Genomic DNA, 15,703 nt, shown 5'->3' with positions numbered 1-15,703 from the left:
TTGCCGTTCTGGCGCTGCTCGGAGCGTCCGTTGGTTAATGGGTGCTGAGGCGGGTAATTTCTTCCTTCAGCATGAGCTTTTGTTTCTTAAGCTTCGCTAGCTCGATGTCGTCAGTAGCAGGGCTTCGCTGCATCGATTCGACATGTTCCGAGAGGTGTTGGTGTTTTTTCTTCAGTTGCTCCAAATGCGAACTCAAGCTCATGTGTGTACTCCTCTGGTTGATGATATCTGATTGCACCACATCAAACGCAATCTGTCACGCCGCAAGGCAGCAAATCAGCATGGAAAAAACCGTCGCATTGAAAACCTGAGATTTTCTCAAGGCAGGATGCGCAATTCTTCGCCACTGCGCAAAACGTCACGGACATCTGGCGTGTAACTTTCCTTGTCTGTCACGTGAGATGAGCCTTCGTGCATGACCAGTGTTGGCGCCATGCGAAACGCAGCACGACCTTCCTGACGGGCTTGCAGCAGGAATAATTCGGGCGCACGCCCGTCACGACCCGCGATCGGGCGCACAATGATGGCGCCAAGACGCCCCTCCAGCGCCGAAAGGACTTCAGGTAGGCGCTCCATTCTCTGAATGATCGTCATATATCCACGCGGCCCGACCCGCTTTGCGCCAACGGCAATCCAGTCGGAAAGAGGCGTGTCGCCTCCAAAGGCAATGTCACGGCCGGCGTCAGTTGCTGATGTCCCCGCGCCCCTGTCGAAATAGGGTGGGTTCATAATCACATGCGCAAACCGCCGCTGGCGCAAATCAACAGGTAGCGCACGTAAATCGGCTGTGATGACTTCAAATTCAATCTGGTTTTCTGCGCTATTGCGCCGGGCAAGTGTCGCATAGCTTTCCTGCAACTCCACGCCGGTCACCCTCACGCCGGGCACACGTCTGGCGATACAGAGCGAGGCAACGCCAACACCGCAGCCGAGTTCCAAGATATGGTCCCCGCGCCTTGCCGCGATAGATGCGGCAAGGATGACCGGATCGACGCCTGCCCGATAGCCGACTTGCGGCTGCCAAATGCGCAATTGGCCACCGAGAAATTCATCCTGGGTCAGGGCGTCAGTCACGGCCCAAGTCAATCTCACCGTCGCGCATGACCGCCTCTGCCATGAACAGATCACGGTCCAAAACCATCAGACGGCGTGGCATAATGCCAATGCTGCCTTCAAGGACGCTCATATTTACGTCGAAGGTGAACCAGTCTATACCCTCGCTGTCCAGCAGGGCGGTTGCAAAGGCGATGACCGTGGGGTCATTGGTGCGCAGAAGCTCTTTCATAAACTATGACCTAAGACGGCGCGACGCGGTTGTCTATTCACATGACGGAAACTTCAATGAGTCTCGATCAAGCCGCAACCAAACCACATGAGCAACTGGCTGCGGCTTTGGCAGATGATCTGACGGCCGTGAACGCGCTGATCCGAGAGCGCATGGCGTCCGAATATGCGCCGCGTATCCCCGAAGTCACCGCCCATCTGGTTGAAGCCGGCGGCAAGCGTTTGCGCCCGATGCTGACATTGGCCGCCGCGCGTATGTGTGGATACAAGGGCCCGTATCATGTGCATCTGGCCGCGACGGTGGAATTTATCCACACGGCAACATTGCTGCACGACGATGTTGTTGACGAAAGTGCGCAACGCCGAGGCCGTCCGACGGCGAATCTGTTGTGGGATAATAGCTCCAGCGTGCTGGTTGGCGATTACCTCTTTGCGCGCTCTTTTCAGTTGATGGTCGAAACTGGATCTTTGCGAGTGCTGGACATTCTCGCGAATGCCTCTGCCACGATTGCAGAAGGTGAAGTTCTTCAACTTACCGCAGCCAGTGACCTGGACACATCTGAGGCAATTTACCTCCAGGTTGTGCGCGGCAAGACGGCGGCGCTCTTTTCGGCTGCAATGGAGGTTGGCGGAGAGATAGCCGGGCAGGATGCCGCAACCAAACAGGCGTTGTTTGATTACGGTGATGCTTTGGGCATCTCATTTCAGATCGTTGATGATCTGCTCGATTACAGTGGCACGAAGGCCATTGGCAAGAACACTGGCGATGATTTTCGTGAGCGGAAACTGACACTTCCTGTGATCCGCGCTGTTGCCGCGGCCAGTGAGGAAGACCGCGCGTTTTGGGTGCGCACGATCCAGAAGGGCCGTCAGGAAGAAGGCGATCTGGAACACGCTATTGCGTTGTTGGGAAAGCACGGCACGATGGAAACAACGCGGCAGGATGCGATTGCTTGGGCTGACAAGGCGAAGGCGTCGCTTGATGTGATCCCGGACCAGCCGCTGAAGAAAATGCTGGTTGATTTAGCGGACTACGTGGTTGCGCGTATCACCTGAGGCTGGCCGTATAGCCCCACGATGTGCCCGGCTATCCGCCAGATAATCCCCACGACGACAAGCGAAACCAAACCATCGACAAAGTAGTGCCAGCCGAGGTGGACAGATCCGATCCAGATGATACCGGCATAGAGTGCGACGACGATTCCGAAGGCACGGTTCAGGTTCCAGGCCGGAAAAACCCAAAGAAACACAAGCACCATGTGCATTGACGGCATCGCAGAGATACCTCCACCAAACCGGATTTCACCATTCTCTTGCAACCGCAAAAGATACTCACGAATAGGGGCTGCGGTCACCGGCCCGCCCCCCGCGTCGAGCTGGGCCTGCAAACGATCGATGAGCGGACCGAAGGTGCTGCCGTCCCCATAGAGTGCCCCATCAAACACAGGCCCTGCGGATGCCAGCGTGCTGGCGCCGATCATTCCGATCACCGGCCAGCTTGCCAGATAGGCCAGCATATAGGTCTGCCGCAGCGCCGTCAGTCCCGTTGAGGTGATGGCCAACAGAAATATCAGTAACATCGGGAAAAACGTCGGATGGTAGAAAAAGTCGATCCACTTGGTTGCGGCTGGGGTGTTGAAGATTCTATGGGTCACGATCCAGCCATCATTTCCAGCAAAAATCATCCTGTCCCAGGCAATAAACATCGCATCAAAACTGTAACCATTCGCCCCGACGACGGCACCCTTGTAGACGGTAAAGCTCGCCAGTGTCGCAATCAGTGCCACTGTTGCGGTCAATACATTCATCCAAGGATAATTGCGCAAATAGCCTTTGTACCAGGCCAGCCGCTCCGCTTGGCTGATCGTTGTTCCGCGCTCACGGTAGATTTTGTAGATCGTTGAAAGAACGAACTGCACCGGTACCAAAAAGACCACTGCACCAATCACGCCTGCGCCATAGGATTTTGCGATCCGGAAGTAATCGTCCCATATTCCTTCTGCCGAAAGTACCAATAACGCCACCGCAGATAGGGTGACAATCAGGCATGAAAAAGAAAACCGGGCGCTCTGCATAAAGGTTATTTCACTGCCAATTGCGGACGTTTTAAGGCAGGGATAGGACATACCCCTGCCTTTTGCACTGCATTTCCGCGTTCAGTTGCGTGAAGGCCCATTCGCTGCGGCGCGCGCCGCTGCTTTGTCCGCATTGTTACCGCTTGTGGGACTTCGGCGATCTTCTTGTCTTCGGCAGCCGTCAAGTCAGTTTCGATCGCATCACCTATCCGAAATTCCCCACCTTTAAGCACTAAAGGTCGGGTGGAAGCGGCCTGAGGGCGAGTTCGTGAAGATTTCACACCCCTCCGCCGTGATCCCGATGGAGTGCTCAAATTGCGCTGAAAGCGATTTGTCGCGTGTCACCGCTGTCCAGTCGTCGCGCAGGACCTGCGTATCCGGGCGTCCAAGATTAATCATGGGTTCGATCGTGAAAATCATACCCTCCTCCAGCAATGCGCCCGTGCCCGCACGCCCGTAGTGCAATACATTGGGCGGGGCGTGAAATACGCGGCCAAGCCCGTGACCGCAGAAATCACGCACAACCGACATTCGGTGGCTTTCGGCATACATTTGGATAGCATGTCCGATATCGCCGAAGGTGTTGCCTGGCTTTGCGGCCGCAATTCCCTTCATCAGCGCGTCATGGGTGACCTGGATCAACCGTTCCGCCTTCTTGGACGGTCTGCCCGCAACATACATCCGACTGGTATCGCCAAACCAACCATCGACAATCACGGTCACGTCGATATTCACGATATCCCCCTCCTTGAGCGCATCACCATCGCGGCGCTTTTCAAGGTTCTTGGAAATCGTCTCACTTGCGGCCTTCGGAATTGGGGCGCCGGGGATACCGTGACAAACGACGTGATTCACGGAAATACAGCTCGCGTGCTGATAGCCCTTATATCCGATTGTGGCAGAGACGGCACCCGCCTCATCAACCCACTGCGTGATAAGGCGGTCCAATTCTGCGGTTGTCGCCCCGGGGATCACATGGCCCGCGATGTCATCAAGGATTTGCGCCGCCAGCGCCCCGGCTTTTGCCATGCCGGCAAAGTCGCTTTGTTCATAGATGCGGATGCCATCTTTGGTCAGGCGGGCTTTGTTCGTGTCCAACGGTCTGGTTCCTTCTGGTTCAGCCCCGCACATAATCTGGATTTGTGCTGATTTCTAGGGCTGGAAAGGGATCGGTTCACCCAATCGCACGCCGGAGGGGTCGATTTCGCAGGCTTGGACGCGGACCGCGACGCCCGCGGCGGTCGCCTTTGCAAATGCGGACGCATAAGCAGGGTCGATATCACTGGCGAGGGTCATGGCCGTGCAGTCGGTGCGTTGAACGAGGTAGAGCATGATGGCGCGATGGCCTTGGCCCACCATTTGCGCCAGCGCGTGAAGGTGTTTTGTGCCTCGGGCGGTGACGCTGTCGGGAAACTCTGCAAGGCCGGTTTGACGGCTCAAGGTCACACTTTTCACCTCAAGATACGTATCAGGTCCGTCGCCACTGAGCAGGAAATCGACGCGGCTGTTTTCGCCGTATTTGACCTCAGAACGGACAAGGTCATAGGCGGGCAGGTGCGGCACGTCATGCGCGTCCAAAGCGGCCTTCAGCGCGCGATTGGGCAGGCTCGTATCGACGCCAGTGAAATGCCCGTTTTCATGATCGACCAAACGCCAGCCGAATTTCAGTTTCTTTTTCGGGTCATCATTTGGCTCCAGCCAGATTTGCGTGTCAGGCTCGGCCAGACCGATCATCGGACCGGGGTTTGCGCAATGGGCTGTGACCACTCGCCCGTCTGCAAGCCGCACATCCGCCAGAAAGCGCTTATAACGACGGATCAGGCGGGCGGGGATCAAAGGCGTGGCAAATTCCATGGTGCGACCTATAACCATTTGCACAAGACAGGAGAACCACCTATGCCAAACCCCAGCGCTGCGATGCTTGTAATCGGAGATGAAATCCTCTCAGGGCGGACGCGGGATGCGAATATGCACTATCTGGCGGGGCAACTGACCGCGCGGGGTATCGACCTAAAAGAGGTACGGGTCGTCAGTGATGATCGCACGGCGATTATTGCGGCGGTGCGTGCGTTGGCGGTGGCATATGATAACGTCTTTACGAGCGGTGGCATTGGGCCGACCCATGATGACATCACCGCAGACTGCATCGCCGCGGCCTTTGACGACACGATTGATGTGCGCGATGATGCGCGCGCCTTGTTGCAGGCCCACTACGACCGGTCCGGGCAAGAGCTCAATCAAGCGCGACTGCGTATGGCGCGCATTCCTTCGCGGGCCTGTCTAATTGACAATCCGGTCAGCACTGCACCCGGCTTCAGCCTCGAAAACGTCCATGTGATGGCCGGTGTGCCGTCGGTGTTTCAAGCCATGGTCGCCAGCATTCTGCCAAGCTTGACAGGTGGCGCACCCCTGCTTTCGCGGACATTGCGATTGATGAAGGGTGAAGGGGACATCGCGGGACCGTTGGGCCAGTTTGCGCAGGCGTTCCCTGATGTGTCTGTCGGTTCCTACCCATTCCAAAAGGACGGGATTTATGGCTCAAACATCGTCGTGCGTGGTTCGAATGCTTCGGATCTGGACAGGGCCATGGCAGCTTTGGCGGCAATTTTTGAGGTATGACACGTCCGACAAAGCAAATGATCTACGCGCTGATAGATGGCACCTGGCCCGCCTGCGCGAAACGGGCGGTTGGGCCTTGGATGGTGCGCGTTGACGGGCAGGGCGGTAACCGCGTCAGCGCGACCACGGCCGAAGGCATGGTGTCCGACGCTGATATCCCCACCGCCGAGGAAGCCATGAAATACGTCGGCCAGAAACCGCTTTTCATGTTGCGCGACGGCGATACTGCGCTGGACCAACTGTTGAAAGCCCGCGGCTATCGGTCCAGAGATATCACCAACATGTATGTCGCGCCCGTCGATTTGATCGCGACGCGACGGCCGCCGCCGGTCACCACATTTGAAGTGTGGCCACCGCTGGCCACACAGGTAGAGATCTGGAAGTCAGGTGGCGTTGGCCAAGGGCGGCTGGACGTGATGGACCGTGCCCTGCAACCCAAGACGACTTTGCTTGGCCGCATCGACGATACGCCAGCAGCGACCGGTTTTGTCGCGAAGGCAGCAGATTGCGCGATGATCCATGCGTTGGAAGTCGCCCGCGAATACCGACGCAAGGGCTTGGCGCGGCACCTGACCCGCGCCGCCGCATTTTGGGCGAAAGAGCAGGGGGCATCCTACCTGACCCTTTTGACAACGCAGGCGAACACGCCCGCGAATACGCTCTATGCTTCCCTTGGGATGACGCTTGTGGGACAGTATCACTATCGCGTTTTGCAGGAGTGAGCAGTGACAGACCTACCCACCGCCCTTGATTTACCAATGGTCGATCCGTTGCCGGAGGCCACGCAGAGGTATTTTGATGTCTGTCAAGACAAGCTGGGAATGGTCCCGAACGTGCTGCGGGCCTATGCCTTTGATATTGATAAATTAAACGCATTTGCGGCGCTCTATAATGACGTGATGTTGGCGGACTCGGGGCTCTCCAAACTTGAACGTGAGATGATCGCGGTTGTCGTGTCCTCCATCAATAAGTGCTACTATTGTCTGACCGCCCATGGCGCGGCGGTGCGGCAGTTGTCCGGTGATCCCAAGTTGGGCGAGATGCTTGTGATGAACTGGCGGGTTGCGTCGCTCGATCGACGGCAACATGCGATGCTGGAATTTACCGAGCAGATGACCGTGGCGAGTGCCGGGATTGTCGAAAAAGACCGTGATGCTTTGCGGCAAGTCGGTTTTTCGGATCGCGATATCTGGGATATCGCCGCCGTTGCTGGCTTTTACAATATGAGCAATCGCATCGCCTCTGCCACCGGTATGCGCCCGAATGACGGCTATCACGCGCAGGCGCGATGAGACGGTTTCTCAACGCGATATTGTTCTTGCTGCCCGGCTTGTCCTGGGCGCAAACGCTGGAATTCCCCAGCAATGCAAGCTTGACCACTGAAGTTTTCAGCCCGTTGGACAATTACGCGTTTCCGACGGGCGAATGGGCCGATGGCGTGGTTCCTACACAGTTGACCGAAGGCGCCTTAACACAGCAGGCATGGCGCATTGAAACGACCTCTCTGACAACGTTGCAGATGATGCGACCCTTGCGCGAACAGTTGCGCAATGATCGCTTTCAGATCGTATTCGAATGCGCCGATGCGACCTGTGGTGGGTTTGATTTCCGCTTTGCAGTCGATGTTCTGCCCCCGCCAGAGATGCAGGTCGCGCTCGATGACTTCCGCTTTTTGACCGCACGCAAGACCGGCGGTTCGGGGGCTGATATGGTATCGCTGTTAGTGAGCCGCACTGCGCAGGCGGGCTATGTTCAGGTAACGCGCGTTGCGCCGACAGAAGCCCAACCGCTCACTCCTGAAGCCGCAGTTGCGATGGGGCAACCTTTGCCTTCTGCGCTCGGTTTTATTGCCAGGCTCGAAACAACCGGCCGCGCGGTGTTGTCCGATTTGAGCTTCGAAACGGGGTCGGCGCAGCTGGCAGTTGCCGAATTCGGATCGCTGGCCGCACTTGCGCGCTATCTGCAAGCCGACAACAGCAGACAGATTGTGCTTGTGGGGCACACGGACGCGAGTGGTGAATTGGCACCGAACATCGCGCTTTCGCAGCGCCGCGCTGCCTCCGTTCTGGAACGGCTTGTCGCAGACTATGCGATTCCGCGCCGTCAGCTAACCGCGGAGGGTGTCGGGTTTCTTGTGCCACTTGCGACCAATGAGACGTTAGAGGGACGCAGTAAAAACCGTCGCGTTGAGGCCGTCCTGCGGTTGCAAGCCGATCAGTGAAGTGCGGCGGTTCCATCTGGATTGCCAGATTGAGCAATCGGTGACATGCTCTCATCCCAGATTGCCAATTGCGCGCGACCGTTGGATTTGGCCCAATACAGTGCCTTGTCGGCATAGTTGCACATTTCATCCAGGCTCAGATGCGGGCGGTCGATGACGGCACCAACTGAAAGGGTCAGCTCAATATGTGCGCCTGCGTCAAGATTGATGCGAAGTGGTTCCGCCAGACGATGACCGATAGCGCGTGCTTCTTGCAGTGTTGCGCCTTGCACATAGATAGCGAACTCTTCACCGCCAATCCGCCCGACGACGTCGTGACTGCGCAAATTGCGGCGAAGCTGCTGTGCAATCCTCTTCAAACAGCGGTCTCCGATCTGGTGCCCATGGGTGTCATTGATATCCTTGAAGTTGTCAGCGTCCAGCATTAGCAGAACGCCCTCGCACTTGGACGCGCGTCTCTTGCTCGTTTCGTCAAAAAATGCCCGCCGATTATCCAGTGCGGTCAGCCCATCTTTTCTGGCAAGCCGCCACAATTTCCGTTGTAACTCTATCTGAAACACGGTGACTGTCAGAAAAAATGCAATCAGCGGCCCACCGACGATGACGGCGTGGCTGATGTAGTATCGGGCTTCGTGCAATTGATGCGGGTCGTAGACGACGCTGAAGAGCAGATTGAGCAGCGCGACGAGCCCGACAAGCGATAGCAATCTGATCGCAAAGCCAAAAGCCCCTTTTGGGGCCAACAAATACATCAGCCTGTTCACGACATCCTCCGACTTGGTATGTCGGGGATATTGGAGCGGCCTTTAGATTAGTTTAATGCGGACTTGGTTTTGGCAATTTGACGGGTTTGTTTCACCAGTCATTGGGGCCTTTGCCGGCAAAGGCATGTACCAGAAAATCGACAAATGCACGCACTTTAGGCTGCACAAATCGACCCGGCGGATAGACCGCGTAAATGCCCTGCGTTTCGACCGGAAGTGTCGGTATGACGTCTTCGACCAGCCCCTGCCGCATCGCATCTGCATAAAGAAAGCTGGGTAAATAGGCGATGCCAAGACCGCCGATGCAGGCATTCAGAAGGGACTGACCATCGTTGACTGTCAGCCAGCCTGCCGTGCGCACCTGTCGGCGCTCACCAGAGGGGGCGGTCAGTCTCCAGACTGCGGAATTGGACTGGTTTGAATAGTGCAGGAGTTTGTGCCCATTCAAATCGTCAATTTTCTCCGGTCGCCCGTATTGCGCGAAATAGGCAGGGCTTGCGATCATGCGTTTTGTGGTTTCGGTCAGCTTGCGTGCGCGCAAAGTGCTGTCCTCCAGCTCTCCTATCCGGATCGCCATGTCGAAACCTTCTGAAATCAGCTCAACAAATCGGTTGTTCAACACCATGTTGACGGTAATGTCGGGAAAATCCGTGAGGAAACTGCCCAAGGCAGGCGACAGATGGTTCACCCCAAAATCAGTCGCAACGCTGATCCGCAAAAGCCCGGAAGGGGCGACCTGCATCGAGGTCACGAGGGCGTCGGCTTCGCCTGCATCATTCAGAACGCGGCGGGCACGGTCATAATAGGCCAGTCCGATTTCGGTCGGGCTGACGCGGCGGGTTGTGCGGTTCAGAAGTCTTGCACCAAGACGTGTTTCAAGCGCCGATACATGTTTGGAGACAGCGGACTTCGAAATACCCATCTTCTTGGCAGCATCCGTGAATCCACCCTGGTCCACCACGGTGGCGAATGCCTCCATTTCCGTCAGTCGATCCATAGGCGTGTCCATTCCCAAATACTTCTTCCTGTAGATTGATTGCGCGCAATTCAGGCAGGAATTGGACAAATGCCTGACAATAAGGGGGTATCAACAGGTTTTGATGCCAAAGCGGAAACAGCGAATTTCGCTCTCTGCGCCATAAAAACAAGGCTATACGTTAATTTTGGATGGCGTTTTGGCAGAAAAACGGGGTTTCGGATTTTTGCCTTAAAGCGCTGCCGCCAGCCGCGTGCCTTGGTCGATCGCACGTTTTGCATCCAACTCAGCGGCGACATCCGCACCGCCAATGACATACACTTTGCGGCCTTCTGCGCGTAATACATCGGCCAGACTGCGCTCTGGCAACTGGCCCGCGCAAAGCACAATGGTGTCCGCGACGATCACCCGAGGGTCTTCGCGCGACTCACCTTTGCTGACATGCAGACCTTGGGCATCAATCTTTTCGTAGTTCACCCCGCCAATCATATCGACATCCTTCATCTGCAGCCCGGCCCGGTGGATCCAGCCGGTGGTTTTTCCCAATCGCCGCCCGAGCTTTTCGGCCTTGCGCTGTAGCAAGGTCACTTGCCGCGTGGGTGCATCCGGCTGCGGGCCTTCGGGTCGTAGGCCCCCGCGTGTTTCGGCAGGATCGCCAACGCCCCACTCTGCGAGCCAATCCTTCAGGTTCTCAGTCGGGCTTTTAGCGGTCACGAGGAACTCCGCAACATCAAAGCCGATCCCACCAGCGCCGATAATGGCGACCTTTTCGCCGACGGGGGATTTGCCGCGCAACACATCAATATAGGACAACACATTTGGCCCATCCTGGCCAGGGATCTGTGGGTCGCGTGGGGCAACGCCCGTTGCGATGATGATTTCTTCGAAATCCGCCAATTCAACCGGGGTCGCGGTTGTGTCGAGTTGCAGCGTAATCCCCAGTTTTGCGACCATCGTGCGGTAATAGGCGACGAGCCCCCAGAATTCTTCCTTGCCGGGGACTTGCTTGGCCATGTTCAACTGTCCGCCAATCTCGGCCGCCTTGTCAAAGAGAGTGACAGAATGCCCGCGCTCGGCTGCGGTGATCGCTGCAGAAAGGCCCGCAGGCCCTGCACCGACGACGGCGATGTTCTTGCGGGTGCCAGTTGGCGTGATCGTCAGTTCTGTTTCATGGCAAGCACGAGGGTTGACCAGACAGGAGGACAGCTTGCCGCTGAAGGTGTGATCGAGGCAGGCCTGATTGCAGGCAATACATGGTGCTATCTCAGCGGATTTACCGGCGGCGGCCTTGGCGACGAAATCCGCATCTGCAAGGAAAGGTCGCGCCATGCTGACCATATCCGCACAGCCGTCGGCAAGAACGGCTTCGCCAACTTCTGGCATGTTGATGCGGTTGGAGGTAATAATCGGGATACGCACCTCACCCATCAGTTTTTTGGTTATCCAGGTGAAGGCGCGGCGCGGCACTGACGTGGCGATTGTCGGGATCCGCGCCTCATGCCAGCCGATGCCGGTATTCAGGATTGTTGCACCAGCATTTTCGACCGCCTTGGCAAGCTGCACGACCTCTTGCCAGGTTGATCCATCTGGGACCAGATCGATCATTGAAAGGCGGTAGATCACAATGAAATCCGTCCCGACAGCTTCGCGCACGCGGCGGACAATTTCAACGGGTAGGCGCATCCGGTTCTTATAAGAGCCGCCCCAGCGGTCGGTCCGTTTGTTGGTATGCGTGACGAGGAATTGATTGATGAAGTACCCCTCGGAGCCCATGATTTCGACCCCGTCATATCCGGCCTCTTGCGCCCGGTTTGCGGCGGTGACGATATCGTTGATTTGCTTTTCGATCCCGTCTTCATCCAGCGCTTTGGGCGGGAAGGGTGATATCGGTGATTTGATCGCAGAAGGGGCGACACATGCGGGCGAATAGGCATAGCGGCCCGCGTGCAGGATCTGCATTGCGATCTTGCCATCAGCATCATGGACGCGGTCCGTTACGATGCGGTGGTTGGTGATGTCGTCATGTGAAAACAGCCCGGCGGCACCGGGAAACACGCCACCTTCAGCATTCGGGGCCATGCCGCCCGTGACCATTAGCCCGACTTGCCCACGCGCCCGCGCGGCATAGAACTCAGCCACGCGGTTCCAGTCCTTGGTCTCCTCAAGACCTGTATGCATCGAGCCCATCAACACGCGGTTCTTCAGGGTCGTGAAACCAAGGTCGAGGGGTGAGAGCAGCGTGGGATATCGGGTCATAAATGCGCCTCCGGTTTGGGCAATGATGGCGAATGCGGCCCTGCCCGTCACCCCCAAACGCCGCGTCATCTAAGCCGATGGACGTCGTGTCATTCAGGGTTTGTAAATGTGCGGGCTGCGGGTAGTCTTTGGAGAACTTTTCGGAGGTAGAGATGGACGCCAGCTTTTCACGACGCGATTTCTTGACCCCTGCGCAGTTACGCGCCCTTACGGAGCGCTCTGATTTACAGGGTGGTTTGCAAATGGGGAGCCATATCGGGGCGATTTTGTTTGTCGGTGCCCTGCACGCGCAGGCGATGGGAACGGCTTGGGTCTGGGTGACAGGGTTGGCGTTGGGGATTTTGTTGAATTTTCTCTATGCCGCGCAGCACGAGCTCAGCCACGCGACCGTTTTCAAAACACGAAAGTTGAACGAAGTCTTTGGGCGCGCCATCGGCTTCATCCAGATTTTTCCGCGCGATTTTGACCAGATCATGCATTTTGCGCATCACCAATATACCCAGGATTGGGACCGCGACGGCGAACTTGTGCGCGAGCCGTATACGCTTTGGACCTATTTGCTGTGGCTGAGCGGGATCACCTATTGGCGCAACCGTTTTTTCGGCGTGATCCGGCGTGCCAGCGGTGTGGTGATTGAACCGTTCATTCGGACCGAGGAAGAGGCCAAGGTCGTCTTTGAAAGCCGTATGCATTTGGCAGGCTACGGGCTAGTCGCGTTTGGTAGCGTCATCTTGGGGTCATGGGCCGCGCTGACGTTCTGGCTGTTGCCCATGTTGCTGACCAAGCCGATCCATCAGCTACAGAACACAATCGAGCATCTGGGGTTGAGCCATGAAAACGATATCATGGAAAACACCCGCTCGACCCGCGCCAATGTGGTGCAACGCTGGCTTTGCTGGCAGATGCCCTATCATACCGCGCATCACACCTTCCCGGCAGTGCCGTTCTGGAAGCTGCGTGAACTGAATGCGAAGATTGAGGAAAAGGCAGGTCAGGTACACCGCATGGGCTGGCTCGAATTCCAGCGCGAGGTGATCGCGAAGTTGATGGCCAAAGATGAAAGCGCATATCCGATGGATGAGGTCTGGATCATTCCGCGCAGCGGTGGCCGTGTCACACGGATGCCCGCAGAGTGAGGCGGCTTCAGGTCTATACATCTCTTTGGGCGATGCAGCCGCATGACCAAAGTGGCGTCAAACTGCCCCACGATCAGGTCTGTGAAATGGTCGCGGGTGCGGGCTTTGACGGGATGGCAATTGATCTTGGCGCCTCTGACGTGGCGGTCGCCCATGCGGTCCGCCCGCATATGGAGGCGAATGGGCTGACGCCGCTGATTGTCGCCTTTCCAAAGACGATGGAGAGCTTGGAAGACACGCTGCATATGGCCGCTGATTTTGGGGCGCCTTTCGTTGATGTCATCGGGCAGGTGATGCCCATCGCACTTGATGATATGGTGCCGGTGATTGAAACCTGGATTGGCATGGCGGACCGGATCGGCGTGCCGGTACAATTCGAAACCCATCGCAATTGCATTACAAATGACCTTTACACAACGCTGCAACTGCTGGATCGGATCCCTCAGATGCGGATCTGCGCCGATCTTTCGCACTACGTTGTGGACCGCGAGTTTTGGTTTCCATTGTCAGAGCATGACCGGGGCCTAATGAGCCAAATCCTGAAACGATCCGATAGTTTTCAGGGGCGGGTGGCGTCGCGCCAGCAAATCCAGTTGCAACTGGATTTCCCACAGCACCAAAAATGGGTCGCGCTTTTCAAGGGCTGGTGGCGCGAAGGGCTTGCAGATTGGCGGGCACGAAATCCGTCCGGTGACTGCATATTCGTCTGCGAACTTGGGCCGCCAGAATACGCAATGACGGGCCCGGATGGGCGCGAAATGTCGAACCGTTGGAAAGAGGCGCAAGTCATCAAGGGATGGGTGCGCGAACTGTGGGAAGAACTGGGCGGTGATGATGACATATAGGAAACGCAGGCCATGACCGTTTCAATCGGCGCGGCGACAGCCAGCGATCCTTCAGATACTGTTGCTGATTTAATCTGGACCGTGGATGTCCCCCTCATGCGCTTCCTATTCGGCACCATAGACCGTTGGCGACGGGTTTTTGCCGATGAATGGCCGGAAGAAAACGGGATCGTTTGCCATGCGCAGACTACTTTGGCGCGTGATGATGACGTGCTCTTGGGGTTCTCGCCCCGCATACGATGCCAGAGTTTGACGCCCATTTTGAAGTCAGCCGATCCCGACAGAGCCAGAACGAAAAACCGGATTTCAGGGCGCACCTTGACAGGGCCTTCGGACTGATGGAGCAGCTTTTCCCGCATGGGCTTCGAGGGTCGTATCTTGTCTTTGACCCTGCCGTATCGCATACGGCACGGCATCAGGGAATTGGACGCAGGTTGATTGATGTCGCGATTGCCAAGGCGAAAGTTGCGGGATGTCAAAATATCTGCCTTGATATGGCGGCGGATAACCGCGCAGTTGCCTTCTACAAACGCATCTGCATATGGTTTTGCCGATATCCAGAGACGCGCAGTGCTCTCTGCAATCGGTGCAAAAAACCCGCCACGTTGCCGTGACGGGGTCTCAGAACGCCTGAAAAAACTTTATGGCAGCAGAACGGAATCAATCACATGGATCACGCCGTTGGATGCGATGATATCCGCTGCGGTGACCGTGCTGTCGTTCACCTTGACGCCATCACGGCCGTCAATGTGGACTTCGGCACCGTTGACTGTTGCAACGCTCAGGCGTTGTCCGGCCAATTGGTCGGACGTTACCGCGCCCGACACGACGTGATATGTCAGGATGGCTATAAGCTGGTCCTTGTTTTCCGGCAGAAGCAGCGATTCAACCGTTCCGGCTGGCAAGGCGGCGAAAGCTTCGTCAGTTGGTGCAAATACAGTGAATGGGCCTTCGCCCTTCAAGGTATCGACCAGCCCTGCAGCGGTCACTGCGGCCACAAGCGTGTTGAAGCTGCCGTTGGATGTGGCGATATCTACGATGTCCGGCGCACTCTCTGCGAGGGGCGCACATGCAGCGGCGATGGCGACGCCAGCGGCGAGGATGCTGGATTTGATAGCAAAACGACGGTTCATTGGGTGTCCTTTCATGTCCCTGTTAACGAAATTAATACGGGGCAGGGCATGAACTGGTTCTCATTCTGACAAAGAGTTCATCAGTTGATATAAAGTCATCCGCTTCAGAGTAATTTGCGTATCATCGGCCTTCCGCGCAGTGCCGACGGAACCCCGCTTTGAGGATATCCAGCTCACTGCGCAGCAAATCAATCTCGGCACGCAGATCTTCGGACGCCAGAGCGCCTGCCAAAATGGAAAAATGCGCGAGCGTGTGCCCTTGGGCATCACACACCACAAAGGTTTGGATACCCTCACTAATTGCAGCAGAGGGGATTGGGGCAGTTATCCGCCAATGCGCGCGTGCCACATCAAAGATCAGTTCCACATCATCCAGCGGACGATCTTGAAGACA

19 protein-coding genes are annotated in these 15,703 nt (G+C 56.7%); 8 read left to right on the top strand and 11 right to left on the bottom strand.

Translation table 11 applies throughout. The features are described from left to right. Positions 1–34 precede the first annotated feature (34 nt). From ACFDSS_RS02955 to ACFDSS_RS02945, 3 genes are all read right to left on the bottom strand, one after another. Entirely contained in the window at positions 35–202 is a 168-nt protein-coding gene (locus tag ACFDSS_RS02955; RefSeq protein WP_375254270.1) for a DUF465 domain-containing protein, read from the bottom strand. Positions 203–318: 116 nt separating this feature from the next. Then, on the bottom strand, positions 319–1,074 hold the full coding sequence (locus tag ACFDSS_RS02950; protein ID WP_375254269.1) for a tRNA1(Val) (adenine(37)-N6)-methyltransferase: 756 nt from the start codon (positions 1,072–1,074) through the stop codon (positions 319–321). After that, the gene (locus ACFDSS_RS02945; protein WP_055297113.1) at positions 1,067–1,285 is read right to left on the bottom strand and encodes a DUF2007 domain-containing protein; all 219 of its coding nucleotides are present in this window, start codon (positions 1,283–1,285) and stop codon (positions 1,067–1,069) included. Before ACFDSS_RS02945 ends, ACFDSS_RS02950 begins: the two co-directional genes overlap by 8 nt. A gap of 56 nt (positions 1,286–1,341) precedes the next feature. Here ACFDSS_RS02945 and ACFDSS_RS02940 point away from each other — a divergent pair, with 56 nt between their 5' ends. Further along, positions 1,342–2,340, top strand: a complete 999-nt coding sequence (locus ACFDSS_RS02940; protein WP_375254268.1) for a polyprenyl synthetase family protein — start codon at positions 1,342–1,344, stop codon at positions 2,338–2,340. Here the strand turns inward: ACFDSS_RS02940 and ACFDSS_RS02935 are convergent. From ACFDSS_RS02935 to sfsA, 3 genes are all read right to left on the bottom strand, one after another. Next, positions 2,316–3,308: a phosphatase PAP2 family protein gene (locus ACFDSS_RS02935; RefSeq protein ID WP_375254267.1), complete on the bottom strand. Its 993-nt coding sequence runs from the start codon at positions 3,306–3,308 to the stop codon at positions 2,316–2,318. The genes ACFDSS_RS02940 and ACFDSS_RS02935 overlap by 25 nt on opposite strands. A 276-nt stretch (positions 3,309–3,584) precedes the next feature. Beyond that, entirely contained in the window at positions 3,585–4,457 is an 873-nt protein-coding gene (map, locus tag ACFDSS_RS02930; RefSeq protein WP_375254266.1) for a type I methionyl aminopeptidase, read from the bottom strand. Between the two features lie 54 nt (positions 4,458–4,511). Further along, positions 4,512–5,213: a DNA/RNA nuclease SfsA gene (gene sfsA, locus ACFDSS_RS02925; RefSeq protein WP_375254295.1), complete on the bottom strand. Its 702-nt coding sequence runs from the start codon at positions 5,211–5,213 to the stop codon at positions 4,512–4,514. Positions 5,214–5,255: 42 nt separating this feature from the next. Here sfsA and ACFDSS_RS02920 point away from each other — a divergent pair, with 42 nt between their 5' ends. From ACFDSS_RS02920 to ACFDSS_RS02905, 4 genes are read left to right on the top strand one after another with little or no spacing between them, the layout of a single operon-like run. Beyond that, positions 5,256–5,978: a competence/damage-inducible protein A gene (locus ACFDSS_RS02920; protein ID WP_375254265.1), complete on the top strand. Its 723-nt coding sequence runs from the start codon at positions 5,256–5,258 to the stop codon at positions 5,976–5,978. Beyond that, on the top strand, positions 5,975–6,700 hold the full coding sequence (locus ACFDSS_RS02915) for a GNAT family N-acetyltransferase (RefSeq protein WP_375254264.1): 726 nt from the start codon (positions 5,975–5,977) through the stop codon (positions 6,698–6,700). Before ACFDSS_RS02920 ends, ACFDSS_RS02915 begins: the two co-directional genes overlap by 4 nt. 3 nt (positions 6,701–6,703) lie before the next feature. After that, a complete protein-coding gene (locus ACFDSS_RS02910) occupies positions 6,704–7,270 on the top strand; it encodes a peroxidase-related enzyme (RefSeq protein ID WP_375254263.1) in 567 nt (188 codons plus the stop codon). Continuing rightward, a complete protein-coding gene (locus ACFDSS_RS02905) occupies positions 7,267–8,199 on the top strand; it encodes an OmpA family protein (RefSeq protein WP_375254262.1) in 933 nt (310 codons plus the stop codon). The genes ACFDSS_RS02910 and ACFDSS_RS02905 overlap by 4 nt, the downstream gene beginning before the upstream one ends. Here the strand turns inward: ACFDSS_RS02905 and ACFDSS_RS02900 are convergent. The 3 genes from ACFDSS_RS02900 to ACFDSS_RS02890 form a co-directional block, all read right to left on the bottom strand. Further along, positions 8,193–8,906, bottom strand: a complete 714-nt coding sequence (locus ACFDSS_RS02900; RefSeq protein WP_375254261.1) for a GGDEF domain-containing protein — start codon at positions 8,904–8,906, stop codon at positions 8,193–8,195. The genes ACFDSS_RS02905 and ACFDSS_RS02900 overlap by 7 nt on opposite strands. A gap of 148 nt (positions 8,907–9,054) precedes the next feature. Next, on the bottom strand, positions 9,055–9,960 hold the full coding sequence (locus ACFDSS_RS02895) for a LysR family transcriptional regulator (RefSeq protein WP_375254260.1): 906 nt from the start codon (positions 9,958–9,960) through the stop codon (positions 9,055–9,057). A 210-nt stretch (positions 9,961–10,170) separates the two neighbouring features. Beyond that, positions 10,171–12,195: an FAD-dependent oxidoreductase gene (locus tag ACFDSS_RS02890; protein ID WP_375254259.1), complete on the bottom strand. Its 2,025-nt coding sequence runs from the start codon at positions 12,193–12,195 to the stop codon at positions 10,171–10,173. 152 nt (positions 12,196–12,347) lie between these two features. Here ACFDSS_RS02890 and ACFDSS_RS02885 point away from each other — a divergent pair, with 152 nt between their 5' ends. The 3 genes from ACFDSS_RS02885 (at position 12,348) to ACFDSS_RS02875 (ending at position 14,790) form a co-directional block, all read left to right on the top strand. Then, on the top strand, positions 12,348–13,331 hold the full coding sequence (locus tag ACFDSS_RS02885; RefSeq protein ID WP_375254258.1) for a fatty acid desaturase: 984 nt from the start codon (positions 12,348–12,350) through the stop codon (positions 13,329–13,331). After that, entirely contained in the window at positions 13,328–14,176 is an 849-nt protein-coding gene (locus ACFDSS_RS02880; RefSeq protein ID WP_375254257.1) for a sugar phosphate isomerase/epimerase family protein, read from the top strand. Before ACFDSS_RS02885 ends, ACFDSS_RS02880 begins: the two co-directional genes overlap by 4 nt. A gap of 239 nt (positions 14,177–14,415) precedes the next feature. After that, positions 14,416–14,790, top strand: coding sequence for a GNAT family N-acetyltransferase (locus ACFDSS_RS02875; RefSeq protein WP_375254256.1), 375 nt, complete (start codon positions 14,416–14,418; stop codon positions 14,788–14,790). A 27-nt stretch (positions 14,791–14,817) separates the two neighbouring features. On the opposite strand, the gene ACFDSS_RS02870 is transcribed toward ACFDSS_RS02875, so the two are convergent. After that, complete coding sequence (locus ACFDSS_RS02870) at positions 14,818–15,309, bottom strand: fasciclin domain-containing protein (protein WP_375254255.1); 492 nt, start codon at positions 15,307–15,309, stop codon at positions 14,818–14,820. A gap of 121 nt (positions 15,310–15,430) precedes the next feature. Next, a partial coding sequence (locus ACFDSS_RS02865; RefSeq protein WP_375254254.1) for a hypothetical protein occupies positions 15,431–15,703 on the bottom strand: 273 nt, incomplete at its 5' end.

The sequence above is a fragment of the Yoonia sp. genome, from assembly GCF_042093035.1.
Taxonomy (GTDB): domain Bacteria; phylum Pseudomonadota; class Alphaproteobacteria; order Rhodobacterales; family Rhodobacteraceae; genus Yoonia.
This window is presented reverse-complemented; position numbering and strand designations above follow the sequence as displayed.